The organism is Streptomyces sp. NPDC046261 (genome assembly GCF_040646235.1).
In the GTDB taxonomy this organism is placed as follows: Bacteria; Actinomycetota; Actinomycetes; order Streptomycetales; family Streptomycetaceae; genus Streptomyces.
Map to the genome: position 1 here is coordinate 46295 of NZ_JBEYZU010000020.1, position 22657 is coordinate 68951.

Annotated in this window: 22 protein-coding genes and 1 riboswitch; of the genes, 11 read left to right on the forward strand and 11 right to left on the reverse strand. The window is 74.5% G+C overall.

The genetic code is table 11. The features are described from left to right. Positions 1-78: 78 nt before the first annotated feature. From ABZ956_RS26010 to ABZ956_RS26025, 4 genes are all read right to left on the reverse strand, one after another. Positions 79-1626, reverse strand: a complete 1548-nt coding sequence (locus tag ABZ956_RS26010; protein ID WP_361898302.1) for a cobyric acid synthase — start codon at positions 1624-1626, stop codon at positions 79-81. Continuing rightward, on the reverse strand, positions 1623-2609 hold the full coding sequence (locus ABZ956_RS26015) for a cobalamin biosynthesis protein (protein WP_361898305.1): 987 nt from the start codon (positions 2607-2609) through the stop codon (positions 1623-1625). Before ABZ956_RS26015 ends, ABZ956_RS26010 begins: the two co-directional genes overlap by 4 nt. Positions 2610-2775: 166 nt before the next feature. Next, positions 2776-2907, reverse strand: a riboswitch (cobalamin riboswitch). Between the two features lie 176 nt (positions 2908-3083). Then, a complete protein-coding gene (locus ABZ956_RS26020; RefSeq protein ID WP_361898307.1) occupies positions 3084-3323 on the reverse strand; it encodes a hypothetical protein in 240 nt (79 codons plus the stop codon). 26 nt (positions 3324-3349) lie between these two features. Then, entirely contained in the window at positions 3350-4591 is a 1242-nt protein-coding gene (locus tag ABZ956_RS26025; RefSeq protein ID WP_361898310.1) for an inorganic phosphate transporter, read from the reverse strand. 112 nt (positions 4592-4703) lie between these two features. On the opposite strand from ABZ956_RS26025, the gene ABZ956_RS26030 reads away from it, so the two are divergent. From ABZ956_RS26030 to ABZ956_RS26040, 3 genes are all read left to right on the forward strand, one after another. Then, a complete protein-coding gene (locus ABZ956_RS26030; protein ID WP_361898312.1) occupies positions 4704-5378 on the forward strand; it encodes a class II aldolase/adducin family protein in 675 nt (224 codons plus the stop codon). Between the two features lie 51 nt (positions 5379-5429). After that, positions 5430-6554 (forward strand): alpha/beta fold hydrolase, encoded by a 1125-nt coding sequence (locus tag ABZ956_RS26035; protein WP_361898314.1) that lies wholly within the window; start codon positions 5430-5432, stop codon positions 6552-6554. 111 nt (positions 6555-6665) lie between these two features. Continuing rightward, positions 6666-8084 carry a hypothetical protein gene (locus ABZ956_RS26040; RefSeq protein WP_361898317.1) on the forward strand — a complete coding sequence of 473 codons (1419 nt, stop codon included), beginning with the start codon at positions 6666-6668 and terminating at the stop codon, positions 8082-8084. A 37-nt stretch (positions 8085-8121) separates the two neighbouring features. Here the strand turns inward: ABZ956_RS26040 and ABZ956_RS26045 are convergent, their stop codons facing one another. After that, complete coding sequence (locus ABZ956_RS26045; protein WP_361898320.1) at positions 8122-8544, reverse strand: VOC family protein; 423 nt, start codon at positions 8542-8544, stop codon at positions 8122-8124. 39 nt (positions 8545-8583) lie between these two features. Continuing rightward, the gene (locus ABZ956_RS26050; protein WP_361898323.1) at positions 8584-9471 is read right to left on the reverse strand and encodes a neutral zinc metallopeptidase; all 888 of its coding nucleotides are present in this window, start codon (positions 9469-9471) and stop codon (positions 8584-8586) included. Positions 9472-9733: 262 nt separating this feature from the next. Between ABZ956_RS26050 and ABZ956_RS26055 the strand changes: the two genes are divergently transcribed. The 8 genes from ABZ956_RS26055 to amaP all read left to right on the forward strand — a co-directional run bounded on the left by ABZ956_RS26055 (position 9734) and on the right by amaP (position 15206). After that, positions 9734-11332 (forward strand): ABC-F family ATP-binding cassette domain-containing protein, encoded by a 1599-nt coding sequence (locus tag ABZ956_RS26055; protein ID WP_361898326.1) that lies wholly within the window; start codon positions 9734-9736, stop codon positions 11330-11332. 378 nt (positions 11333-11710) lie between these two features. Further along, positions 11711-11932 (forward strand): helix-turn-helix domain-containing protein, encoded by a 222-nt coding sequence (locus ABZ956_RS26060; RefSeq protein WP_006606369.1) that lies wholly within the window; start codon positions 11711-11713, stop codon positions 11930-11932. Positions 11933-12064: 132 nt separating this feature from the next. Further along, positions 12065-12856, forward strand: coding sequence for an enoyl-CoA hydratase/isomerase family protein (locus tag ABZ956_RS26065; protein ID WP_361898329.1), 792 nt, complete (start codon positions 12065-12067; stop codon positions 12854-12856). Between the two features lie 131 nt (positions 12857-12987). Further along, on the forward strand, positions 12988-13434 hold the full coding sequence (locus ABZ956_RS26070; RefSeq protein ID WP_361898332.1) for an Asp23/Gls24 family envelope stress response protein: 447 nt from the start codon (positions 12988-12990) through the stop codon (positions 13432-13434). Between the two features lie 10 nt (positions 13435-13444). Next, on the forward strand, positions 13445-13645 hold the full coding sequence (locus ABZ956_RS26075; protein ID WP_361898335.1) for a hypothetical protein: 201 nt from the start codon (positions 13445-13447) through the stop codon (positions 13643-13645). Positions 13646-13649: 4 nt separating this feature from the next. After that, positions 13650-14012 (forward strand): hypothetical protein, encoded by a 363-nt coding sequence (locus ABZ956_RS26080; RefSeq protein WP_361898337.1) that lies wholly within the window; start codon positions 13650-13652, stop codon positions 14010-14012. Beyond that, on the forward strand, positions 14009-14602 hold the full coding sequence (locus ABZ956_RS26085) for a DUF6286 domain-containing protein (RefSeq protein ID WP_361898340.1): 594 nt from the start codon (positions 14009-14011) through the stop codon (positions 14600-14602). The genes ABZ956_RS26080 and ABZ956_RS26085 overlap by 4 nt, the downstream gene beginning before the upstream one ends. Positions 14603-14609: 7 nt before the next feature. Further along, entirely contained in the window at positions 14610-15206 is a 597-nt protein-coding gene (gene amaP / locus ABZ956_RS26090; protein WP_361898342.1) for an alkaline shock response membrane anchor protein AmaP, read from the forward strand. 9 nt (positions 15207-15215) lie between these two features. Here amaP and ABZ956_RS26095 read toward each other — a convergent pair whose 3' ends face one another. The 5 genes from ABZ956_RS26095 to ABZ956_RS26115 all read right to left on the reverse strand — a co-directional run bounded on the left by ABZ956_RS26095 (position 15216) and on the right by ABZ956_RS26115 (position 22422). Continuing rightward, positions 15216-15971 (reverse strand): SDR family oxidoreductase, encoded by a 756-nt coding sequence (locus ABZ956_RS26095; protein WP_361898344.1) that lies wholly within the window; start codon positions 15969-15971, stop codon positions 15216-15218. Positions 15972-15975: 4 nt separating this feature from the next. Then, positions 15976-17769 carry a glycoside hydrolase family 15 protein gene (locus ABZ956_RS26100; RefSeq protein ID WP_361898347.1) on the reverse strand — a complete coding sequence of 598 codons (1794 nt, stop codon included), beginning with the start codon at positions 17767-17769 and terminating at the stop codon, positions 15976-15978. A 29-nt stretch (positions 17770-17798) separates the two neighbouring features. Next, entirely contained in the window at positions 17799-18623 is an 825-nt protein-coding gene (locus tag ABZ956_RS26105) for an SURF1 family protein (RefSeq protein ID WP_361898350.1), read from the reverse strand. 75 nt (positions 18624-18698) lie between these two features. Next, positions 18699-19709 (reverse strand): DEDDh family exonuclease, encoded by a 1011-nt coding sequence (locus tag ABZ956_RS26110; protein WP_361898353.1) that lies wholly within the window; start codon positions 19707-19709, stop codon positions 18699-18701. Between the two features lie 73 nt (positions 19710-19782). After that, on the reverse strand, positions 19783-22422 hold the full coding sequence (locus ABZ956_RS26115) for an MXAN_6230/SCO0854 family RING domain-containing protein (protein WP_361898356.1): 2640 nt from the start codon (positions 22420-22422) through the stop codon (positions 19783-19785). Between the last annotated feature and the right edge of the window lie 235 nt (positions 22423-22657).

Genomic DNA, 22657 nt, shown 5'->3' on the forward strand with positions numbered 1-22657 from the left:
GGCGGGGTTGGTCCGCTCTTCGGCGATCACTTCGTTGAAGCCCTGCTGTGCTCCCCGCTCGTGCGGGGATTCCCCTACTCACGGCGCCCCCGGCGGTATGAACGGGTAACCGTTCGGCACGGGCACCCCGTCCTCGATCAGGCGCAGCAGCGCGTCCGTGTCCGCGTGGTCCTCGATCAGGTCGCCCAGGCGGTCCAGCTGTTCCTCGCGCAGCTCGGCGAACGACGTGTCCGGCGCCGGGACGAACGCCCGCCCGGCCGCCTTCGCCACCCGCCGCAGGAACGCGCGCCGGAAGCCGTCGCTCTCCAGCGAGCCGTGCCAGTGCGTGCCCCACACGGCACCCACGCGGCAGCCGTCCAGGAACGGCTCGTCGCCGCCCAGGACGTCGGCGACGCCGTGGTGGATCTCGTAGCCCTCCACCCGCTCGCCCAAAGCCTCGCCGACCGGTCTGGCCAGGGTCTTGTCCACCGCGAACCGCACGCGTACCGGCAGCAGGCCCAGGCCCTCGACCGAGCCGGCCCGTGACTCCACCTCGTCGTCGATGCGCTCGCCCAGTATCTGGAAGCCGCCGCAGACGCCCAGCACCGGGCGGCCCTCGGCGGCCCTGCGCAGCAGCGCGTCCGCCAGGCCGCGCTCGCGCAGCCACGTCAGCGCCCGTACCGTCCCGCGGGTGCCCGGGACCACGACCAGGTCCGCGTCGGCGAGCTCCTCGGGGCGGTCGACGAAGCGGACGACGACGCCGGGCTCGGCGGCGAGCGCGTCGACGTCCGTGAAGTTGGACATCAGCGGCACCGCGCACACCGCCACGCGCAGCACGTCCGCGCCGTGCGGCGGGGCCACCACCGACTCGCGCACGGCGCCGCGCAGCGACACGCGCAGGCCGTCCTCCTCGTCGATGCCCAGGCCGTGGGCGAACGGCAGCACGCCGAACGTCCGCCGGCCCGTCAGGCCGTGGAGCATGTCCAGGCCCGGTTCCAGCAGCGTCACGTCGCCGCGGAACTTGTTGACCAGGTAGCCGGCTATCAGCTCCTGGTCCTCGCGGGAGAGCAGCGCGGTCGTGCCGAAGAAGGAGGCGAAGACCCCGCCGCGGTCGATGTCGCCGACCACCACCACCGGCAGCCGGCCCGCGCGGGCGATGCCCATGTTGACGATGTCGCTGCGGCGCAGGTTGATCTCCGCCGGGCTGCCCGCGCCCTCGCAGATCACCGCGTCGTGGGTACGCCGCAGCTCCCGCAGGCACTCGGTCACCGTGTCGAACAACTGCTCCTGCCGGCCCGCGTGGTAGCCGCGGGCGCTGAGCTCGCCGACCGGCTTGCCCATGAGCACGACCTGGCTGCTCCGGTCCCCGCCGGGCTTGAGCAGCACGGGGTTCATCAGCGCGCTCGGCTCGACGCGGGCGGCCGCCGCCTGCATGGCCTGGGCGCGCCCTATCTCCGCTCCCTCGCGCGTGACGAAGGAGTTGAGCGACATGTTCTGTGCCTTGAACGGCGCGACCTTGACGCCCTTGCGGACCAGCCAGCGGCAGATGCCGGCCGTCACGACGGACTTGCCCGCGTCCGAGGTGGTCCCGGCCACCAGCAGGCCCCCGCCCAGCGGGCGCGCGGGCCCGCTCCTGTCGGCTGTCACCGATTCCTCCTTCTGGCGAAGTGTGCGAGCAAGAGCCTGCCCACCACGGCGGTTCCCAGGGCCAGCCCCGAGACCCGGCGCGAGAGCCGCACGGCGCGTTCGATGTCCGGCACGGCCACGGGCCGGTTCTCCGCGCCCAGGACGGGGCGGTGTTCGACGCGGCCGGCGTAGGCGAGGGTGCCGCCGAGGCGGACGCCGAGCGCGCCGGCGAAGGCGGCCTCGACGGGGCCGGCGTTGGGGCTGGGGTGGCGCCCGGCGTCGCGCCGGGCCACGCGCCAGGCGCCGCGCGGGTCGGGGCCGGCGAGGACGGTGAGGGCGGCGGTGAGGCGGGCGCCGGGCCAGCCGACGACGTCGTCGAGCCGGGCGGAGGCCCAGCCGAACCGCCGGTGGCGGGGCGACTTGTGGCCGACCATGGCGTCGAGGGTGTTGACGGCGCGGAAGCCGGCCAGGCCGGGCACCCCGGCCAGGGCGCCCCACACCAGGGCGCCCACGACGGCGTCGGAGGTGTTCTCGGCGACGGATTCGACGACGGCCCGTGCGATCTGCTGCCCGTCCAGTGCCTGCGGGTCGCGCCCGCACAGGTGCGGCAGCCGTTCCCGGGCGACCTCCAGGTCGCCCGCCGCCAGGGCCCCGCCGACCGCCCGGGCCTCGCGGCCCAGCGTCGTACCGCCCAGCACGGCCCAGGTCGCGGCGGCGGTCAGCGCGATGCCGGCGGCGGGGGAGCGGCGTGCGGCACGGGACAGCGCGGCGGCGGTGGCCGCCGTGCCGCCCGCGCACAGCAGCGCGTGCAGGGTGCCGTAGCCGCGGTGGTCGCGCCACAGGCGCGCTTCGACGGCCTGCGCGGCGCGGCCGAAGGCGGCGACGGGGTGGCCGCGGCGCGGGTCGCCCACCACGAGGTCGCAGGCGAAGCCGAGCGCGGCGCCGTAGGCGAAGACGAGAGGGTCGCCGCCCGGGTGACCCCCGCTCAGGTGGTTGCCGCTCATGTGATCACTGCGCGTCGGGCGCATCGGATCAGGCCGCCGTCACACCGGGGCGGCAAGGGTGCGCAGGGGGCACAAGGGGCGCGAAGGGCAGGGGTCGGCGGCAGCCGGGCATGGCGATGTGTCCTCACTCAGGGTCCGCGCCCTGGCTCGACGTGACCGGCGACCAGAGTCTCCTGGCTCCCGGATCGGCGTCGCCCCCGGCCTTCCGGCCCGCGGACGGCGGACCGTGGCCCTCGGGTGGGGGGACACTCCCCGGTGACAGTGGCGGGACCGCGCCGGATTCGCACCGGCTTCCTCTGCTGTCGCCGTTTGGCTCCGGAAGTCCACCACGGTCCGGGAAGGGCAGTCAACCCACCCTGACCTGCGGTGAGACTGCCGGCCACGGGTGGGGCGGCGGGCGACGCGGGCAACGACGAAGCGCCGGTCCGGCGGTGCCGGACCGGCGCTTCGCGCGCACGGGTGCGTCGGGTCGCGTCAGGCGACGATCAGGTAGATGCCGTACCCCACGGCGGCCGCGCACAGCGCGAAGCAGGCGTAGGCGCCGGAGCGCGCGAGGACGGTCGGGCCGGCCGCCGGAGCGGTGGCCGTGGCCGTGGCGGACCCGGGCTTGCGGGACGTGCCCACGATGCCGAGGGTGAAGACGGCCACGAGGCCGATGGTGACCACGAGGCTGACGCCGAAGACCTGGCCGAGAGCTGCCCAGTCGATGTTCATGGTGGTTCTCCTCCGTTGCCCGGCGGTCAGCCGGCCGTCGCGGCGGCGGGGGCGGGGGTGGCGGCCGGGGCGGGGGTGGCGCCGGCCGGCGGCGGCGGGGCGACGGCCTGGAGGGCCGCGGTCACCACGCCGACGGGCTCGGCCGGGACCTGGACGCCCTGCGGCTCGTTGAGGTCGTTGACATTGTCGTGGGTGACCGGCTTGCGGCGCGAGGCCAGCCAGATCGCGCCGCAGGCGGCCACGGCCAGGACGGCGACGGTGGTGACGCCCCAGTCGCCCTGGTCGGCCAGGAGCGCGGCGCCGGCGCCGACGAGGCCGGCGGCCGGGAGGGTCAGGCCCCAGGCGGCGATCATGCGGCCGGCGGTGGACCAGCGCACCACGCCGCCCTTGCGGCCCATACCCGCGCCCATGACGGCGCCGGAGCAGACCTGGGTGGTGGAGAGCGCGAAGCCGATGTGGGAGGAGGCCAGGATGGTGACGGCGGCGCCGGTCTGGGCGGCGAAGCCCTGCGGCGGCTGGATGTCGGCCAGGCCCTTGCCCAGGGTGCGGATGATGCGCCAGCCGCCCAGGTAGGTGCCGAGCGCGATGGCGATGCCGGCGGAGGCGATGACCCACATCGGCGGGTCGGCGTCGGCGCCCAGCGCGCCACCGGAGATCAGCGCGAGGGTGATGACGCCCATGGTCTTCTGGGCGTCGTTGGTGCCGTGGGCGAGGGAGACCAGGGCGGCCGAGGCGATCTGCCCGGCGCGGTAGCCCTTGGCGCTGGCCTCGGGGTCGGTGTTGCGCGCCATGCGGTAGGTCATGCGGGTGGCCAGCACGGTCGCCAGGCCGGCCACGACCGGGGCGACGACGGCGGGGATGAGGACCTTCATGACGACGGCGTCACCGTGGACGGCGCCGGTGCCCACCGAGGCGATGGTCGCGCCGATCAGGCCGCCGAACAGCGCGTGCGAGGAGCTGGAGGGCAGGCCCGCGAGCCAGGTGAGCAGGTTCCACACGATCGCGCCGACCAGTCCGGCGAAGATGATCTCCGGCCGGATGCCTGATTCGTCGACGATGCCCTTGGAGATCGTCGCCGCCACCTCGACGGACAGGAACGCGCCGACGAGGTTGAGCACGGCCGACATGGCCACCGCGGTCTTGGGCTTGAGCGCCCCGGTGGAGATGGTGGTGGCCATGGCGTTGGCCGTGTCGTGGAAGCCGTTCGTAAAGTCGAACACCAAGGCCGTGACGATCACGATCCCGATGAGAAGCGTGATGTTTTCCATTCACCCAGGCAATCAGCTCGATGGTCAGTACGCGGCGACCGTAGGGACCCTGGGTGAACGGAAGGTGAACTGGGACGGGCTCGTCGATGACGCGAACCGGAGGCGAAGACCGATGAAGGCGTTCGAACGGGCAGGGGGCACACGGGACGACATACCGCGCGTCTGGGCCCAGGTCGTGGCCACCGCCCGCCGCACCACCGCCGAGGGGCTCGTGGTGGGCACCTCCGGCAACGTCTCGGCGCGCGCCGGCGACGTGGTCCTTGTCACTCCCACCGGCGTCCCCTACGACCGGCTGGGCCCCGGCGACGCGGTCGGCGTGGACCTCGACGGCCGCCAGGTGCTGGGCGACCTCGCCCCCACCAGCGAGCTGCCGATGCACCTGGCCGTCTACCGCGCCACCGACGCCGCCGCGATCGTGCACACCCACGCCGTGCACGCCACGGCCGTCTCCACCCTGGTCACCGAGGTGCCGCTGATCCACTACATGGCCGCCGCCCTCGGCGGACCGGTCCGCGTCGCCCCCTACGCCCTCTACGGCACCGAGGAGCTGGCCGCCCACATGCTGCGGGCCCTCGACGGCCGCACCGGCTGCCTGCTGCAGAACCACGGCACCCTCACCTACGGCGCCACCCTCGACCAGGCCTACGACCGCACCGCGCAGCTGGAGTGGATGTGCAGGGTCTGGCTCACCGCCGCCGCCGTCCCCGGCCGCACCCCCTCCCTGCTGTCCCCCGAGCGGCTCGAGGAGGCGGCCGGCAAGCTGCGGGGCTACGGGCAGCGCGGCTGAGCCCCCCGCGCCCACTGGCCACGCCCGCCGCATACGCCCACACTGGGAACGATGGTGCTGCGCACAGTGGCGGCCGCGGCCGCCACCACGCTGATCGGTGCCGGAGCGGCCGCGGTGGCGGCCGGGCGGTACGCCGGTGACGCTGCCCTGAAGGCGGACCCCGGCCGGCCGCCGCCGGGCCAGCCCCGGCTCGCCCTCCACGACGTCACCGCCACCACCGTCACCCTCGGCCGCACCCCCGCGTCCCTGCTCCCGGGCACCTACGGGCTCGCCGGACGGGGCGTGCACGCCGTCGTCGGGCCCGTCATCGCCGACGTCTCGCACCCGCACGACCGGGTGGTCCGCAGCCTGCAGCGGGTCACCCGGGGTGTTCTGCGGCCCGGTGAGCGCGTCTGGCTCACCCCGCAGGTGCACGCCGGCAACCCCCGCGACGCCCTCGGCCTGGCCCACGCCGAGGTGGACGTCCCCGGCGAGCTCGGACCGCTGCCCGCGTGGTTCGTGCCCGGCGGCCGTGACACCTGGGTGATCACCGTGCACGGGCTGGGCACCACCCGCGAGCACCCCATGATCGTCATGCCGTTCCTGAACGCCCAGCGGCTCCCCGTGCTCGACATCGCCTACCGCGGCGATCCCGGCGCGCCCCGGCCGGCGCACGGAATCGGTCACTTCGGTGCCGGCGAGTGGCGGGATCTCGACGCCGCCATCCGCTACGCGCTGCGCTACGGCGCCCGTCGCGTGGTCCTGCACGGCTGGTCCACCGGCGCCACCATGGCCCTGCTGGCCGCCCGGAACTCCGCGCTGAGCAGCCGCGTCAGCGGCCTCGTCCTGGACTCCCCGGTCCTCGACTGGCCGGCCGCGCTGCGCGCCCTCGCCGGCCGCCGCGTCCCGGCAGCCCTCATTCCGCTTGCGGTCCGGGCGACCGAGGGCCGCACCGGCCTCGCACCCCAGGCCCTCCTCGCGGCGGCCGACCCGGCCGGCCTGCCCATGCCCACGCTCCTCGTGCACGGCCGCGACGACACCCTCGCGCCCCCGGAGCACTCCCGTGAACTCGCCGCCGGACGACCGGAACTGATCACTTTGCGGGCGGTGCGCGGAGCCGGTCACGCGGGGTCCTGGAACGTCGATCCCCAGGGGTACGAAGAGGCCCTGCGGCGCTTCCTGGTCCCCCTCATGTAGGGCGCCCGCGGCCCGCGGCCGGCTCCTTCGCGGCAGCCCACCACCGGTCGTGAAGAGCCGGATAGTTGATTCCGATTGGGTTTTCGGAGCGTGAACGGCAAGACTGCTCCTGTGACGTCCCGTACTCCGCGCGACTCCCGGCTCAGACTCGTCCCCCGACAGCCGATCGCCGCCGCCCGCCGGGCCGTGGCGAACCGAGGCACCCGCCCGGCTCCCCGCCCGCCCGCGGGCACCCCGGCCCGTCCGGAACTCGCCCGGCAGGCGAGAGGCGGACTGACCGGCGCGGTCCGCCTGGCCCGCTGGGCGGCCGCCGAATGCGGCCGCGGCGCCACACTGCGACCGGGCACCGCCGGCGGCATGGACGAGGCCACGGTCGAACGGGCCGCCGCCGCACTGGGACTGACCACCGCGCAGGTACGCACCGACTGGGACCGCGCCCGCCTCGCCGGCCTCCTCGAGCTGCACGGCGGGACCGCCCGCCCCGGCTGGCGCCTGCAGGCATGGGACCGCGACGACAGCGCCGTCCTGCGCGGCTGGGTCGCCCTCTTCGACGCCTGGTCCCTCGCCCACCCCGAACCCGCCGGCACCGACTCCACCATCGCCGCCGAGGTCGTCGAGGCGGCCCCCCAGCTGCTGTCCGTCATGCACCTGTCGGCTGGCCCCGTCTCCGTCGCGATGCTCCTGGACCTGCTCCAGCAGCGCGTCGCCGAGATCCGCGCCGAGCGCTGCGAGGTCCCCTACGGCCCGCCGCCCGTGCCGGCGGCCCCCGAACCGGCCCCGGACCCCGGCGCCGGCGATCCGCTGCCCGAGCTGCTCGACTGGGCCCTCAAGGCGCTCGCCTCCGTCGGCGCCCTTCTCGTGCGCGGCGCCGGCCCCCGGGCCGAGGCCGTCCTGACACCGCTCGGCAACTGGGCCGTATGGGTCAAGCTCGAACAGATCTGCGTCGCCGCCCAGAGCCCCGCCGGGAACATCGAGCTGTCCGCCGAGGCCATGCTCCGCGGCTGCGCCGACCTCACCCCCGGCCCCGCCCGCGCCGAGTACCGCGCCTGGCTCGCCGCCCGGCCCGTGCGCAGCGCCGTCGAGGAGCTCCTGGAGACCGCCCGCGGCGACGACGCGATGGTGCGCGGCCTTGCCTTCGAGGCCCTGCGCGCGGTGGGAGCGCCCGCCGAACCGGCGGTGCGGGCCGTGGCCGGCGAGCCGGTCCTGCGCCCGTACGCGCTGCTGTGGCTCGCCGAGCACGAGGGGCACGACCCCGAGGAGGCCGCGGAGGTGCTCACCCGGGAAGAGGCGACCTGGCTGTGGGTGGACACCGCCGCGGCCGTCGCCGACCACGGCGAGAGCAGGCTGCTGGTGCGCCACCTCGACTCGGCCGTGCAGGGCACCGTGCCGGGCCTGCTGGAGGAGGTCCGGGCCGTGGGCCACCCGCGCACGGTCCAGGTCCTCGTCGCCCTGGCCGCGGCGCACCCCGACCCGGCCCTGGCCAAGGCGGTCCGCCGGGCGGCCTTCCAGGTCCACCGCGGCGGGGCGTGAGCGGAGTCCGACGGGCCCGGGGCGCGGCCCCGGGCCGTCAGGCCATGAGCTCCGGTCCCTTCGGCGCGTACGTGCCGAAGCTCCACAGGTTCCCGCCGACGTCGCGCGCCATGTAGTCCCGCGACCCGTACTCCTGGTCCGTCGGCGGCATCAGGATCTCCACGCCGTGCTCGACCGCGCGCCGGTGGTGGGCGTCGGTGTCCTCGACCACCACGTAGATGCCGCTGGCGCCCGCGTCCTTCATGGCCTCGTCGAACACCCCGCCCCGGCCCCGGGAGCCGATCATCACCATGCCGTTGCCGTAGACGAGCTCCGCGTGCAGGACCACCCCGTCCTCGCTCTCGTACAGCGCGGTCCGGGTGAAGCCGAAGCCCTCCGTCAGCTGCCGGATCGCCGCCTTCGCGTCCTGGTACAGCAGCGCCGGACAGATGGTCGGTGCGGCCGTGTGCGTGTCGGTCATGACGTTCACTCCTCGCTCTGGTGTCAGGTGCCGGTGCGGTCAGCGGAAGGTGTCGCAGCGCCCCATGTCGCCGGTGGAGTAGCCGGTGGAGAACCACTGCCGGCGCTGTGCCGCCGAGCCGTGCGTCCAGTTCTCCGGGGTGACGCGCCCCTGCGACCGCTCCTGGATGCGGTCGTCGCCGACCGCCGCGGCCGCGGACAGGCCGTCGTCGATGTCGGCCCGCGTCAGCTGCTTGACCAGCGGCCGGCCGGTGGACTTCTCGGGGGTCGTGGTCGCGTGCCGCGCCCAGACCCCGGCGTAGCAGTCGGCCTGCAGCTCGACCTTGACCGAGGCGCTGTCGGCGCCCGTACGCCGGTCCTGGGCCCGGGCGAGGGTGCCCGTCAGGTTCTGGACGTGGTGCCCGTACTCGTGGGCGACCACATACGCCTGGGCGAAGGGGCCGCCGCTCGCGCCGAACTTCGTCCGCAGGTCACCGAAGAAGCCCAGGTCCAGATAGACCTTGCGGTCGCCCGGGCAGTAGAAGGGGCCCACCGCCGAGGTGGCGGCCCCGCAGGCCGTGCGGACTTGGCCGGTGAAGAAGACGGTGGAGGCGGGCGTGTACGTGCCCGAGCGGCGGGCGAATTCCTGGTTCCAGAACGACTGGGCGCTGTTGACGACGGCCACGATCCGGCAGTCCTCGCGGGTATTGGCGTCCCGGCCCGTACGGCAGCCGCCGGCCACCTGCGCGTCCGTGCTCGCGGTGCCCCGCGTCGCCGGCTCCTGGGAGGTGAGACCGAGCTCACCGGGGCCGATGCCGAAGAACAGCCCCAGCACCAGGGCGAGCAGCCCCGCGATCCCGCCGCCGATCGTGAGCCCGCCGCCGGGGACCCCGCTCCGCCGGTCCTGGACCTGGGAGGTGTCGAGATCCGCGTCGTCGTCGAACTGCATGCGCACCGCCTCTCCGGCTTGCCCGCGCTCCGGCTCTCCGGCTCTCCGGCCAGGTTTTTCCACCCTGAGTATCCGCGAATCACCCCTTCTCCGCCCTTTTCGGAGCGTGGGGGCGGCAGGCGTCCGGCGGGCGACCGTCGGAAATCTGCTTGCGCGCCCCCGTTAGACTGGGGCCTATGGCATTCCTCCTCGTGCATTAGACGGCGTCATAGCGACCCCAGCCCGTCCCACCGCCGTCCACCCTGCTCAGGAGTAGAACCCCGTGATCACCGCCTCCGGCATCGAGCTGCGCGCCGGCGCACGCGTCCTCATCGAGTCCGCCACCTTCCGCATCGCCAAGGGCGACCGCGTCGGCCTGGTCGGCCGCAACGGCGCGGGCAAGACCACCCTCACCAAGTGCCTCGCCGGCGAGGGCATCCCCGCCGCGGGCACCATCGCGCGCTCCGGCGAGGTCGGCTACCTCCCGCAGGACCCCCGCACCGGCGACCTCGACGTGCTCGCCCGCGACCGCATCCTCTCCGCCCGCGGCCTGGACTCCGTCCTGCGCAAGATGCGCGAGAACGAGGACCGGATGGCCAACGGCAAGGGCGCCACCCGCGAGAAGGCGATGAAGAAGTACGAGCGCCTGGAGACGGAGTTCCTGACCAAGGGCGGTTACGCCGCCGAGGCGGAGGCCGCGACCATCGCCGCCAGCCTCGGCCTGCCCGACCGCATCCTCACCCAGCCGCTGCACACGCTCTCCGGCGGTCAGCGCCGCCGCGTGGAGCTGGCCCGGATCCTCTTCTCCGACGCCGACACGCTCCTGCTCGACGAGCCCACCAACCACCTCGACGCCGACTCCATCGCCTGGCTGAGGGACTACCTCAAGACCTACCGCGGCGGCTTCATCGTCATCTCCCACGACGTCGACCTCGTCGAGACCGTCGTCAACAAGGTCTTCTACCTCGACGCCAACCGCTCGACCATCGACGTCTACAACATGGGCTGGAAGCTCTACCAGCAGCAGCGCGAGGCCGACGAGAAGCGCCGCAAGCGCGAGCGCCAGAACGCCGAGAAGAAGGCCGCGGCCCTCAACGCCCAGGCCGACAAGATGCGCGCCAAGGCCACCAAGACCGTCGCCGCGCAGAACATGGCCCGCCGCGCCGACAAGCTGCTCTCCGGCCTGGAGGCGGCCCGCGTCTCCGACAAGGTCGCCAAGCTGCGCTTCCCCGACCCGGCCCCCTGCGGCAAGACCCCGCTCATGGCCGAGGGCCTGTCGAAGTCCTACGGCTCGCTGGAGATCTTCACCGACGTCGACCTGGCCATCGACAAGGGCTCCCGCGTCGTCATCCTCGGCCTCAACGGCGCCGGCAAGACGACCCTGCTGCGCCTGCTGGCCGGCACCGAGAAGTCCGACACCGGGCAGGTCACGCCCGGTCACGGCCTCAAGCTCGGCTATTACGCCCAGGAGCACGAGACCCTCGACCCGGACCGCACGGTGCTGGAGAACATGCGCTCCGCCGCGCCCGACCTCGACCTCGTCGAGGTCCGCAAGACGCTGGGCTCCTTCCTGTTCTCCGGTGACGACGTCGACAAGCCCGCCGGCGTGCTCTCCGGCGGCGAGAAGACCCGGCTGGCCCTGGCCACCCTCGTCGTCTCCTCCGCCAACGTCCTCCTCCTGGACGAGCCCACCAACAACCTCGACCCCGCCAGCCGCGAGGAGATCCTCGGCGCGCTGCGCACCTACCAGGGCGCGGTCGTGCTGGTGACGCACGACGAGGGCGCCGTCGAGGCCCTGGAGCCCGAGCGGATCATCCTGCTGCCGGACGGCATCGAGGACCTGTGGGGCCCGGACTACGCGGACCTGGTGGCCCTCGCCTGATCCGCCACCCGGCGCGGCGCGCTCTCTCTTGATCAGTGTCGTCCCGATCATTCGGCCGACAGGTGATCCATCATCTGAGTGAGGACGGCTCGTACCCCCGTGGCGCCGGGTGCTCCGGCGCATGCGCTGCGTGAGGTGCGGGGCGCCGTTCGCGCCGTGCGGCACAGGCCCCCGCCTGACCTGCCCCTTCGCCCCGCCACCCGTACGGCCGTACGAGCCGGATCACTCGGAATCCCCTGCTCCGGGCGCTGTCGCGGCCGGAATTTCCGGACGTCCGTTCCCCTCGACTTCTCATGGACCTTGCCGAATGGGTGGCCATGTGGCCGCCTAGGGGTGATCATGAGAGTCAAGAGGCGCATCTCCCATGAGGAGGCACGGGTGGCCGAGACTCTGAAGAAGGGCAGCCGGGTGACCGGCGCCGCGCGCGAAAAGCTCGCGGCAGACCTGAAGAAGAAGTACGACTCCGGTGCGAGCATCAGGGCGCTGGCCGAAGAGACCGGCCGCTCCTACGGCTTCGTCCACCGGATGCTGAGCGAATCCGGCGTGGTCCTGCGGGGCCGCGGCGGAGCCACGCGCGGCAAGAAGGCCGCCTCGGCCTGACGCCGCGCACCTGAGAGCACCAGCAGTCAGAGCACAGCAGTCAGGACAGTCACCACCCGGTCGGCCGACCGGCCCTCCGGGTGGTTACTGTGCAGTCAACCAATGCGACTGCGGCCGATTCCGGAGGCCCCCATGACTGCCCGCAAGACCCTGCTCGACCAGGACGGCGTACAGCTCACCGTCGATGACGCGGTTGCCACCGTCACCCTCACCAACCCCGCCAAGCGCAACGCCCAGTCGCCCGCGCTGTGGCGGGCCCTGGCCGAGGCCGGACGGCTGCTGCCGGGCGCCGTGCGCGTCGTGGTGCTGAGGGGAGAGGGCAAGTCCTTCTCCGCGGGCCTCGACCGGCAGGCGTTCACGCCCGAGGGCTTCGACGGCGAGCCCTCCTTCCTCGACCTCGCGCGCGGCAGCGACGAGGCGCTCGACGCCGAAATCGCCACGTACCAGCAGGCGTTCACCTGGTGGCGGCGGACCGACATCGTCTCCATAGCGGCCGTCCAGGGCCATGCCATCGGCGCGGGCTTCCAGCTCGCCCTCGCCTGCGACCTGCGCGTGTGCGCGGACGACGCGCAGTTCGCGATGCGCGAGACCAGCCTGGGCCTGGTGCCCGACCTCGCCGGCACCCACCCCCTGGTGTCGCTGGTGGGCTACGCCCGCGCGCTGGAGATCTGCGCGACCGGCCGCTTCGTCCACGCGGCGGAGGCCGAGCGCGTGGGCCTGGCCAATGTGGTCGTCCCGCTGGACGAACTGGCCGCCGCCACCGACGACTTGGCCGCCGCCCTGCTGGCCGCCCCACGGGACGCGGTCATCGAGACCAAGGCGCTGCTGCGGGGGGCCGCGGACCGCGCCTACGACGACCAGCGCGTCGCCGAGCGCGCCGCGCAGGCCCGCCGGCTGCGGGACCTGGCCGGCCTCGGCGACTAGCCCCACCCCCTCCCCGGTGCGGCCCGCCCCACTCGAACGGCGGGCTTCACCCGGACTTCCCCGCATCGCCCGGGCAGCTCGGGGTACCCCCGCCTAAGGTGGCAAGAGGACGGGAAGAGAGGCGATCGGCCATGAGCGACATCACGAGCCAGACCAGCCAGACCGGTGCCCAGGGCAAACAGCCGGCCGCCCCCGCCGACCGGGGCCGCACGGCCATCGCCGACGGCGTCGTCGAGAAGATCGCGGGTCTCGCGGCCCGCGACGTGCTGGGCGTGCACGCCATGGGCAGCGGCTTCTCCCGCACCTTCGGCGCCGTCCGCGACCGGGTGCCCGGCGGCAGGTCCGCCGCCACCCGCGGCGTGAAGGCGGAGGTGGGCGAGGTCCAGACGGCACTCGACCTCGAGATCGTCGTCGACTACGGCGTCGCCATCGCCGAGGTGGCCCGCGCGGTGCGGGAGAACGTCATCGCGGCGGTCGAGCGCATGACCGGCCTGCAGGTGGTCGAGGTCAACATCGCGGTGACCGACGTCAAGCTCCCGGACGAGGAAGAGGAAGAGCCCGAGCCCAGGATCCAGTGAGGAGCGCGCGATGAGCATGGCGGTGGCCGGCCTGATGGCCGGCATGGGGCTGGGATTCGCCGGCTACTTCGGCGGCTTCGGGGCCTTTCTGCTGGTGGCGGCGCTGGGCGCCATCGGGTTCGTGGCGGGCCGGTTCCTCGACGGCGATCTGGAGCCGGGCGAGTTCTCGCGGTTCCTGCGCCCCCGTGACCACGACGGACGCGGGAGGTAGGGCGGTGGGGGGAGGCCGGTCCATCGAGGCTGTCGAGCCCGGCGAGCGCGGAGCGACCCGTATCGCCGACCACGTCGTCGCGAAGATCGCTTCGCAGGCGGCCCGCGAGGCACTCAGCGGCACGGCCGCGGCACACCACGAACCCCCGCACGCCGTCGTGGCCGTCCACGACGGCTCGGCCCGGGTGCGGCTCTCCCTCGAGCTGGACTACCCCGCCGACCTCGGTGCCCGCTGCCGCGCGGTCCGCGGCCGCGTCGTCGAGCGCGTCAGCGGCCTGGCGGGCATGGAGGTCCCGGAGGTGGTGATCACCGTGGAGCGGCTGCACTCGCCGCACCTGGACCGTACGGACGGGGAGCGGGTCCGATGAACGAGCCCGTCTCCCTGGAGAAGGACGCGCCCGGCCGGCGCGCGCACCCCCACGCCCACCGCTTCTGGTCCCCACGCCGCCTGCCCGCCGCGCTCGTCGCCGCCGCCGTGCTCGCCGCCACCGGCCCCCTGCTCTACGACATCGTCGCCGTCCGGGCCGGCCGCCCCGCCCTGCGCTGGCGCCGCCGCCTCGCCCACGAGCTGGCCACCCGCCCCCTCGGCGACGGCTGGCTGACCGCCGGCGCTGTGGCGGCGGTCCTGCTGGGCCTGTGGCTGATCGCCCTGGCCGTCACCCCCGGCCTGCGTGGAGTCCTGCCGATGCGCCGCCGCGCCCCGGACGTACGGGCCGGGCTCGACCGCCGGGCCGCGGCCCTGGTGCTGCGCGACCGCGCGATGGAGGTGAGCGGCGTGCGGTCCGTACGCGTCGACGTCGGCCGCCGGGTCGTCAGGGCCCGCGCGCAGTCCCACTTCCGGGACCTCGACGAGGTCCGTACGGACGTCAACTCCGTACTGGCCGAGGGCGTACGGGCGTTGGGGCTGGCCCGGGAACCCTCCCTGTCCGTGCACGTCCACCGGCCGGCGAAGAGGTGAGCGCGCGGTGCTGAGGACCGTCAACCGGATCCTGCTGGGGCTGGCCGGAGCGGTGCTCCTGGCCGTGGGCGCCGCCGTGCTCGTCGGCGCCCTGGACCTGCAGCGGCGCTGGCACGTCACCCTGCCGTCGGCCTGGCCCTTCGACGGGCCGGACGACGTCCTGCTCACCGACGCCGACCGCGGCCGGTGGCGCGGGCGCGCCTGGTGGTGGCCGGCGGTCGTCGCCGCCCTGGCCCTCGTCGTGCTGACCGCCCTGTGGTGGCTGTTCGCCCAGGCGCGCCGGCGCCGGCTGCGCGAGCTGGTCGTCGACTGCGGCGACGGCGAGGTGGCCGTGGTGCGGGGCCGGGCGCTGGAGGAGGTGCTGGCCGCCGAGGCGGGCGCCCTGGACGGAGTGGACCACGCCCTGGTCGCGCTCGGCGGCCGGCGCACGGCACCCCGGGCGCACGTCCGGCTGACCCTGGGCCCCCGGGGCACCCCCGCCTCGGCCCTGGGCCGGCTCTGCGCCGAGGTCCTGCGGCAGGGCCGGACCTCGGCCGGGCTCGAGCGGCTGCCGGCGGAGGTCCGGGTGCGCGCGGTGCGCCACCGCGCCGAACGCGTCGGGTGAGGGCCGCGGTCAGAAGCCGTGCCGGGCGCCGCCGTCCACGGGCAGCATCACACCCGTCATGTACGACGCCGCGGGCGACAGCAGGAACGCCGCCGCCTTGCCGAACTCCCGCGGGGCGCCGTAGCGGCCCAGCGGGATCGCCGCCGAGCGACGGGCCCGCGTCGCCTCGGCGTCGCCCGAGAGCGCGTCGAGTTCCCGCAGCCGGTCGGTGTCGATCCGGCCGGGCGTCAGCCCCACGACCCGGATCCCGCGCGGCCCCAGCTCCACGGACAGCGACTTCGCGAAGCCCGCGAGGCCCGGCCGCAGCCCGTTGGAGATCGTCAGGCCGGGGATCGGCTCGTGGACCGACGCCGACAGCACGAAGCCGATCACACCGCCCTCGGACAGCTCCCGCGCCGCGGCCCGCGCCAGCCGGACCGCGCCCAGGAACACCGACTCGAACGCCGCCTGCCACTGGGCGTCGTCGTTGTCGGCGGCCGAGCCCGGCGGCGGGCCGCCGACGCTGACGAGGACGCCGTCGAAGCGGCCGAAGCGCTCGCGCGCGAGGGCGATGAGCCGTGCGGGGGTGGTGGGGTCGGCGTTGTCGGCGCCGACTCCGACGGCGCCCGGCCCGAGCTCGCGCGCCGCCGCCTCGGCGGCCTTCCCGTCGCGGCCGGAGATGACGACCCGGGCCCCGTCGGCCGCCAGTTCGCGGGCGGTGGCGAAGCCCAGCCCCCGGCTCGCGCCGGTCAGGAGGTACACCCGGTCCTTCAGTCCAAGATCCATGGGATCAGTCTGCCGTGCCCTTCCCGGTCAGGAGAAGGGCCGTTCCCACCAGGCCGATGTGGCTGAACGCCTGGGGGAAGTTGCCGAGCTGGCGGCCGGCCCCGGCGTCGTACTCCTCGGAGAGCAGGCCCACGTCGTTGCGCAGGTCGAGCAGCCGCTCGAACAGCTCGTGGGCCTCCTTCGTCCGGCCGGTCATGTGCAGCGCGTCGGCCAGCCAGAACGAGCAGACGAGAAAGGCCCCCTCGCCGCCGGGCACCCCGTCCACGGGCCCGCCGGGCGAGAACTCGGAGCTGTAGCGGCGCAGCAGGCCGTCGTGGGCCAGCTCCCGGCGGACGGCGTCGACGGTGCCGGTCACGCGGGGGTCGTCCGGGGGCAGGAAGCCGACGCGGGGGATGAGGAGGGCGGCCGCGTCGAGTTCGCGCGAACCGTAGAACTGGGTGAAGGTGCCGCGCTCGGTGTCGAAGCCCCGCTCGCAGACCTCGCGGTGGACCTCCTCGCGCATCGCCCGCCAGCCGTCGAGGTCGCCGTCCAGCTCGGGGTCGGCCTCCAGGGCGCGTACGGCCCGGTCGGCGGCGACCCAGGCCATCACCTTGGAGTGCACGAAGTGGCGGCGCGGGCCGCGGATCTCCCACAGGCCCTCGTCGGGCTCGCGCCAGTGGGTCTGCAGGAACTCCAGGAAACAGCGCTGGATGTTCCAGGCGTGCGGTTTGACGCCCACTTCGTCGCCGCGGGCCACATGGAGGGAGTCGATGACCTCGCCGTAGATGTCGAGCTGGAACTGGGTCGCGGCGTTGTTGCCGATGCGGACCGGGAAGGACCGCTCGTATCCCGCGAGCCAGGGCACGTCCGTCTCCGGCAGCCGGCGCTCGCCCGCGACCCCGTACATGATCTGCAGGTCGGCGGGGTCGCCGGCGACCGCGCGCAGCAGCCAGTCGCGCCACGCGGCGGCCTCGTCCTCGTAGCCGACGGACAGCAGGGCGTTGAGGGTCAGGGTGGAGTCGCGCAGCCAGCAGTAGCGGTAGTCCCAGTTGCGCACGCCCCCGATCTCCTCGGGGAGGGAGGTGGTGGGGGCGGCGACGATGCCGCCGGTGGGGGCGTAGGTGAGGGCCTTGAGCGTGATCAGGGAGCGCAGGACGGCGCCCCGGTACGGGCCCCGGTAGCTGCAGCGGCCGGCCCACTCGCGCCAGTCCTCCAGGGTGTGCCGGAGCGAGGTGTGGGGGTCGACGAGCCTGGGGCGGGGTTCGTGCGAGGGGTGCCAGGTGAGGACGAAGGCGACCTGCTGCCCGGCCGTGACGGTGAACTCCGAGCGGGTGCTGAAGTCCCGTCCGTAGGTGGGCACGGGCGGCTCGCTGCGCAGCCAGGCCGAGTCGGGCCCGGCGACGGCGACGCGGTGGCCGTCGGTGCGGCGTATCCACGGCACGACATGGCCGTAGTCGAAGCGCAGCCGCAGCACGCTCTGCATCTCGACGCGGCCGCTGACGCCCTCGACGATGCGTACGAGGTCGGGGGCGCGGTCGCGGTGCGGCATGAAGTCGGTGACCTTGACGGTGCCGGAGTCCGTCTCCCAGACGGATTCGAGGACGAGGGAGTCCTCGAGGTAGGCGCGCCCGGTGCACTCGCGGGCCCCGGTGGGGGCGAGCCGCCAGTGGCCGTTGTCCTCGTCGCCGAGGAGCGCGGCGAAGCAGGCGGGCGAATCGAAGCGGGGCAGGCAGAGCCAGTCGACCGAGCCGTTGCGGCCGACCAGGGCGGCGGTCTGGAGATCGCCGATGAGCGCGTAGTCCTCGATGAGTGCTCCCACGCGAGGCGTCTTCCCTGATCGGGTGGGTGCTACTCCGGTGCGGCAGCTGTCCGGGCTACGTCCTCGGGGGCCTCGCCGCTCGCGCCGGCGCCGTCCGGTGCGCCGGTGGCCGCCGCTTCCGCGCGGTCGCGGCGCTCGCGGCGCACCAGGATGACCCAGCCGACGGGCACGAAGGCGGCGAAGAGCCACCACTGCACGGCGTAGGCCATGTGCGGGCCGATGCTGCTGTGGTCGGGGGCGCCGACGGTCCGCGGCTGGTCCTTGCCCGTGGGGCCGGTGAGTTCGACGTAGCCGCCGAGCAGCGGGCGGTGCAGCTGGGCCGCGCGTTGCTCGCTGTTGATGAGCATCACCTGGCGGGGCGGCAGGCCCGCGGTGTTCTTGATGCCGCTGCCGGTGGTCTCGTCCGCCTTGAGCCGGCCGGTGACGGTGACCTGGCCGGCGGGTGCGGCGGGCACGTCCGGGTACCGGGTCAGGTCGCCGTCGGCGGGCACCCAGCCGCGGTTGACGAGGACGGCCCGGCCGTCCGCCAGCACCAGGGGGGTGAGGACGAAGTAGCCCTGGTTGCCGTCGGCGTCGGTCCGCATCCGGACGACGACCTCGCCCTGGCGGTCGTAGGTGCCGCTCGCGGTGACGGGGCGCCATACGTCGTCGCGTGCCACCGCGCGGCCGGGCGAGGTGAGCTCGGTCACGGGGACGGGGGTGGCGGACAGGCTCCGGGAGATCTGGTCGTTCCGCGCGACCCGGTGCTCGTGGCGATGCAGCTGCCAGAAGCCCAGTTTGATCATCACCGGGATGAGGGCGAGTCCCACGAGTGTGGTGATCACCCACTGCCGGGACAACAGGAAGCGGTACACGCTTTGACGGTACCTGGTGCGGTTCGCCCCCCGGCCAGCGGGTGCCGCGCGATCGCTATGGGTGGTTTACGCCCCTCATGCGTCTTTTGTTCCGGCCGGGGTCACATGGGACAGCAGCTGTATGAAGGCGGCCTCGTCGATCACCGGCGTACCGAAGGAACGGGCCTTGGTGGTCTTGGAGGTGGGGGAGTCGGGGTCGTTGGTGACCAGCACGCTGGTGAGCCGGGAGACGCTGGTGGCCACGTGCAGCCCGGCGTCGACGGCCCGGTCCTCCAACAGCTCGCGGTCGATGGAGGTGTCGCCGGAGAAGGCCACCCGCATGCCCTGAATGAGCTGTTCGCCCGGTACGTACCGGCCCGGGTTGGGGTACGGGCAGGCCGGGCGCTTACGGCTCGGCCGCCACGTCGTGGGCCGGTAGGACGGCTGATACCCCACCCGCGCCGGACGGGCGGCCGACGATGCCGTGGCCGACGGCCCCTCGGACCACTCGGTCAGCGGCTGGCACGCCAGCAGCGGCAGCCGCAGCCCGGCCTCCGCCGCCAGGTGCAGACTCGGCCGGAACGCCTCGGCGAGCACCCGGGCGTCGTCCAGCGCGTGGTGGGCGCGCTGCTGCACGACGCCGTAGTGCGCGGCGAGCGACTCCAGCTTGTGGTTGGGCAGCGGCAGCCGCAGCTCCTTCGACAGCGCGATGGTGCACAGCCGTTGCCGCACGGGGGCGGTGGCGCGCGCACGGGCGTACTCCCGGGCGATCATCGACCAGTCGAAGGCGGCGTTGTGCGCGACCAGGACCCGCCCCTCGAGCCGCTTCGCGAAATCGCCGGCGATCTCCGGGAACAGCGGCGCGTCGGCGAGGACTTCGGAGGTGAGGCCGTGGATCCACACCGGCCCCGGATCGCGCTGCGGATTGACCAGCGTGTACCACTGGTCCTCCACCCGGCCCCGCGCGTCCAGCTGATAGACCGCCGCCGACACTATCCGGTCGTCCCGGGCGAGCCCGGTGGTCTCCACGTCGACGACCGCGTACCCCTCGGGATACGCGGTCGGCCACGGGGTGGGCGAGGCGGCTGCGGTGCGGTCATCGAGCATGGTCCAAGAGCTTACGGGCCACCGCTGACAACGCGGGATCCGGCCGGGCCCCGCGCCGGGCGGACCACCGTGATCAGGCCAGCCGCGTCAGCAGCGCGCCGGCCGTCACCCGCTCCGCCTCCTGCCACGCGTCCACGGCGCCGGGGAAGAGCCGGTAGAAGGTGCCCGTCGCCCGCCGCGGGCACACGCTCCCCTCGACGAGCGCGAGGAGGACGTGCCGGCCCTCCGCCGCGCGGGCCGCGAGGTCGTCGACGCCGTCGTCGTCGGCGGCCGGCTCGCGGCTCTCCGGCGTCCCCAGCGCACGCAGCCGCGCCGCGAAGGAGGGCACGTCCTCACCCTCGTGGCGCCGGTAGCGCCACAGTTCGCCGGCCGTTCCCGGCGCCGTGGCGCGACGCACCACGACCGTCTCGTCCGCGCGCGCCGCCGCGTGCCAGCAGGCGAGGTCCCACAAGGTGGTGCGGGCACCGCTCGAGAAGTACGCCCACAGGTCGCGGCCGAGCGAGCCCAGACCGTCGCCGTGCCGCCCCGCGCTGTGGAAGCCGATCTCACCCGGAAGGTGGACATCGGTCCACAGCGCACGCCCGTCGGCGAGGTCGACCAGCATCGGCACACAGACGCGCGACCGCCCCGTGATGTCGAACCGCTGCCGCACGTTCCCCGGGTGGAACGAGGCGTCGCGCACCCCGGAGGCGGGCAGGGCCATGAAGCCCGCGAAGGCGTCCGGCAACTCGTCGAAGGGGACGTCGTTGAAGCTGAAGACGACCGGCACGGCGAAGCGCGCCCCACCGGACCTCAGTGCGGCGAGATCGAGGTCCACGTACTCGGTCGCACCGTCCGGCGCGGGCGCGGAGGTGAGGTCGCCGGAGTGCACGGCGGCGTCGCCGTGCCGCAGCTCGGTGTAGTCGCACACGCCGACGAGGTTCCAGTCGTCGTCGAAGAACACCACCGACAAATCGAGGTCCACCTCCGTGTCCTCGGGCTCCGTCCAGTGCAGGAACAGTCGCAGCGTCCCCCGCGGCAGCGCCAGAGCGCTGCCGCGCGGCACGGAGACCAGGGACGCCGCGGTCGTCCGCTCCGCGAAGGGCACGGTCAGGCAGGCCAGGGCCGGGTCGAGCACGGCGAGCTCGTAGCGCGAGCACTCCCCGAGCCGTCGCAGCAGCTCGTCCTCCAGCAGGGCGCACACCCGCGCGAGGACCGGCCGGGCAAGCGGCGCCCGCGCGTCGTCGGCGGCGTAGGCGTGGGCGACCTGGCCGCGGGGGAAGAACACCCGCCGCCGCGACGGCAGATGACGTCCGCGCAGGGCGCCCCACGCCCCCAGCAGCGGCCCGGGCCCCACCGCGGGCAGCGCGCCGCGCAGCGCCTCGGCCAGCGAGGGCGCGAGGTCCTCGCCCCCGTACGCCCGCAGCAGCTGGTCCAGCCGTCGCACCAGCTCCCCGGGCCGCTGCCGCAACAGCGCCACGGCCGCCTCGGCATCGCCCTCGCGCAGCGCCTCCTCGACCCGGCCCGCCCAGGTACGGGCCAGCAGCCGGGTCCCGCGCGGGGCGGCGGGCCCGTGGTGTGCGGCCGGGCGCACCGCCACCGCCTGCGGGTGCTCGGCCGCCGTGCGCAGCAGCGCCTCGCCCAGCGCCCCCGCGCCGGCCGGGTCCGTGCCGCGCAGCGTGGCGAAGGCCAGCGCCGCGCGCGGATGCCGGGCGTGGTGCTCGTAAGGGTGCAGGATCTCCGCCGCCCGCTTCCACGCGCGCGGGTGCCGCCGCAGGTCCTCCACCAGCGGGGCAACGCCGAAGGAGTCCAGCACGGACAGCAGTTCGCGCCGCAGTGCCCGCGGCACGCCGCGCAGGCCCGGCGGCGCCAGCAGGTCGGCCTCGCCACCGGACCACACGCACAGCAGCCGCAGCACGTCCGTGGCGGTCGTCAGCAGATGGGGCAGCAGCTCGCGTACCGCCCCGGCCGTGGCCGGACCGCCGTCGCGCAGCAGGGTGCCCAGCACCAGGGCCTTGGTCTCGCGCACGGGCAGCTCCGTGGGCAGCCAGCCGAGCCCGCCGGGCGCGGCGTGCGCCACCAGCACCTTGACGTCGTCGCGGTCCTGGGGGGAGAGCGGCGTCGGCCGGGCGAGCAGGCCGGCCAGTTCGGCGGCGGCGTCCGCCGTGCGCGAGGTGCCGAGCACCAGCAGCCGCAACGGCCCCCGCGGCGCGGGGCGCAGGGCGGCCCCCGCCGGCCGCCCGGGCCGCAGGAACGGGTCCGCGCGGTCGATGCGGCGATGGCACAGCGGACACCCGGCGTAGTCCGCGCCGTCCCAGCAGGAGCGGCACACCAGGTGCGCGCACGGCGAGACGGGGTGGACGACGCCGACCGTGCCGCACAGCACGCACGGCTGATCCGGCCGCTGCATCAGCAGGCTGAAGACGCGGTCCACGTACAGCGCGAACGTGTCCTGGGGTACGGAGCGGGGGAAGTCGCGGAAGAGCGGCATGTGGGTACGGTCCGCACCCAGCTGGGCGTCGATCGCGCGCAGCAGGCCGCGCCCGGTGTCGGCCAGGGCCCTGGCTCCCGCCCCCGCCAGCGCCGCGCGCAGCGGTTCGGTCAGGGCGTGCCCCCGGTCGAGCAACTCCGCCTCGAGGGCGGTGAGTCCGGCCGTGACGTGCGGGTCGAGGGCCGCGGCGGGCGTGGGCGGCTCATGGTCGACGTAGACGGTCCGGGCACGGCGAAGCAGCACCGAGTGCAGTGTGGGCACGAAGGATTCCCCCTGGAGAAAAGCGAGCGGGGGCGGAGAGTGGGCGCGCTGGATTCATTGAGAGAATGAGAAGGAAGCACGCCGCGGAGCCGCCCCCGCACCGCGATTCTAGGCAGCGGCCGTTCACCGGGGCCAACGGGTTTTCGCCGCCGCCCGGAGGCATCCGTGGCCCCGCCATCGAACTCGGGGTAACACACTTCGGTACCCGAGGGTAACA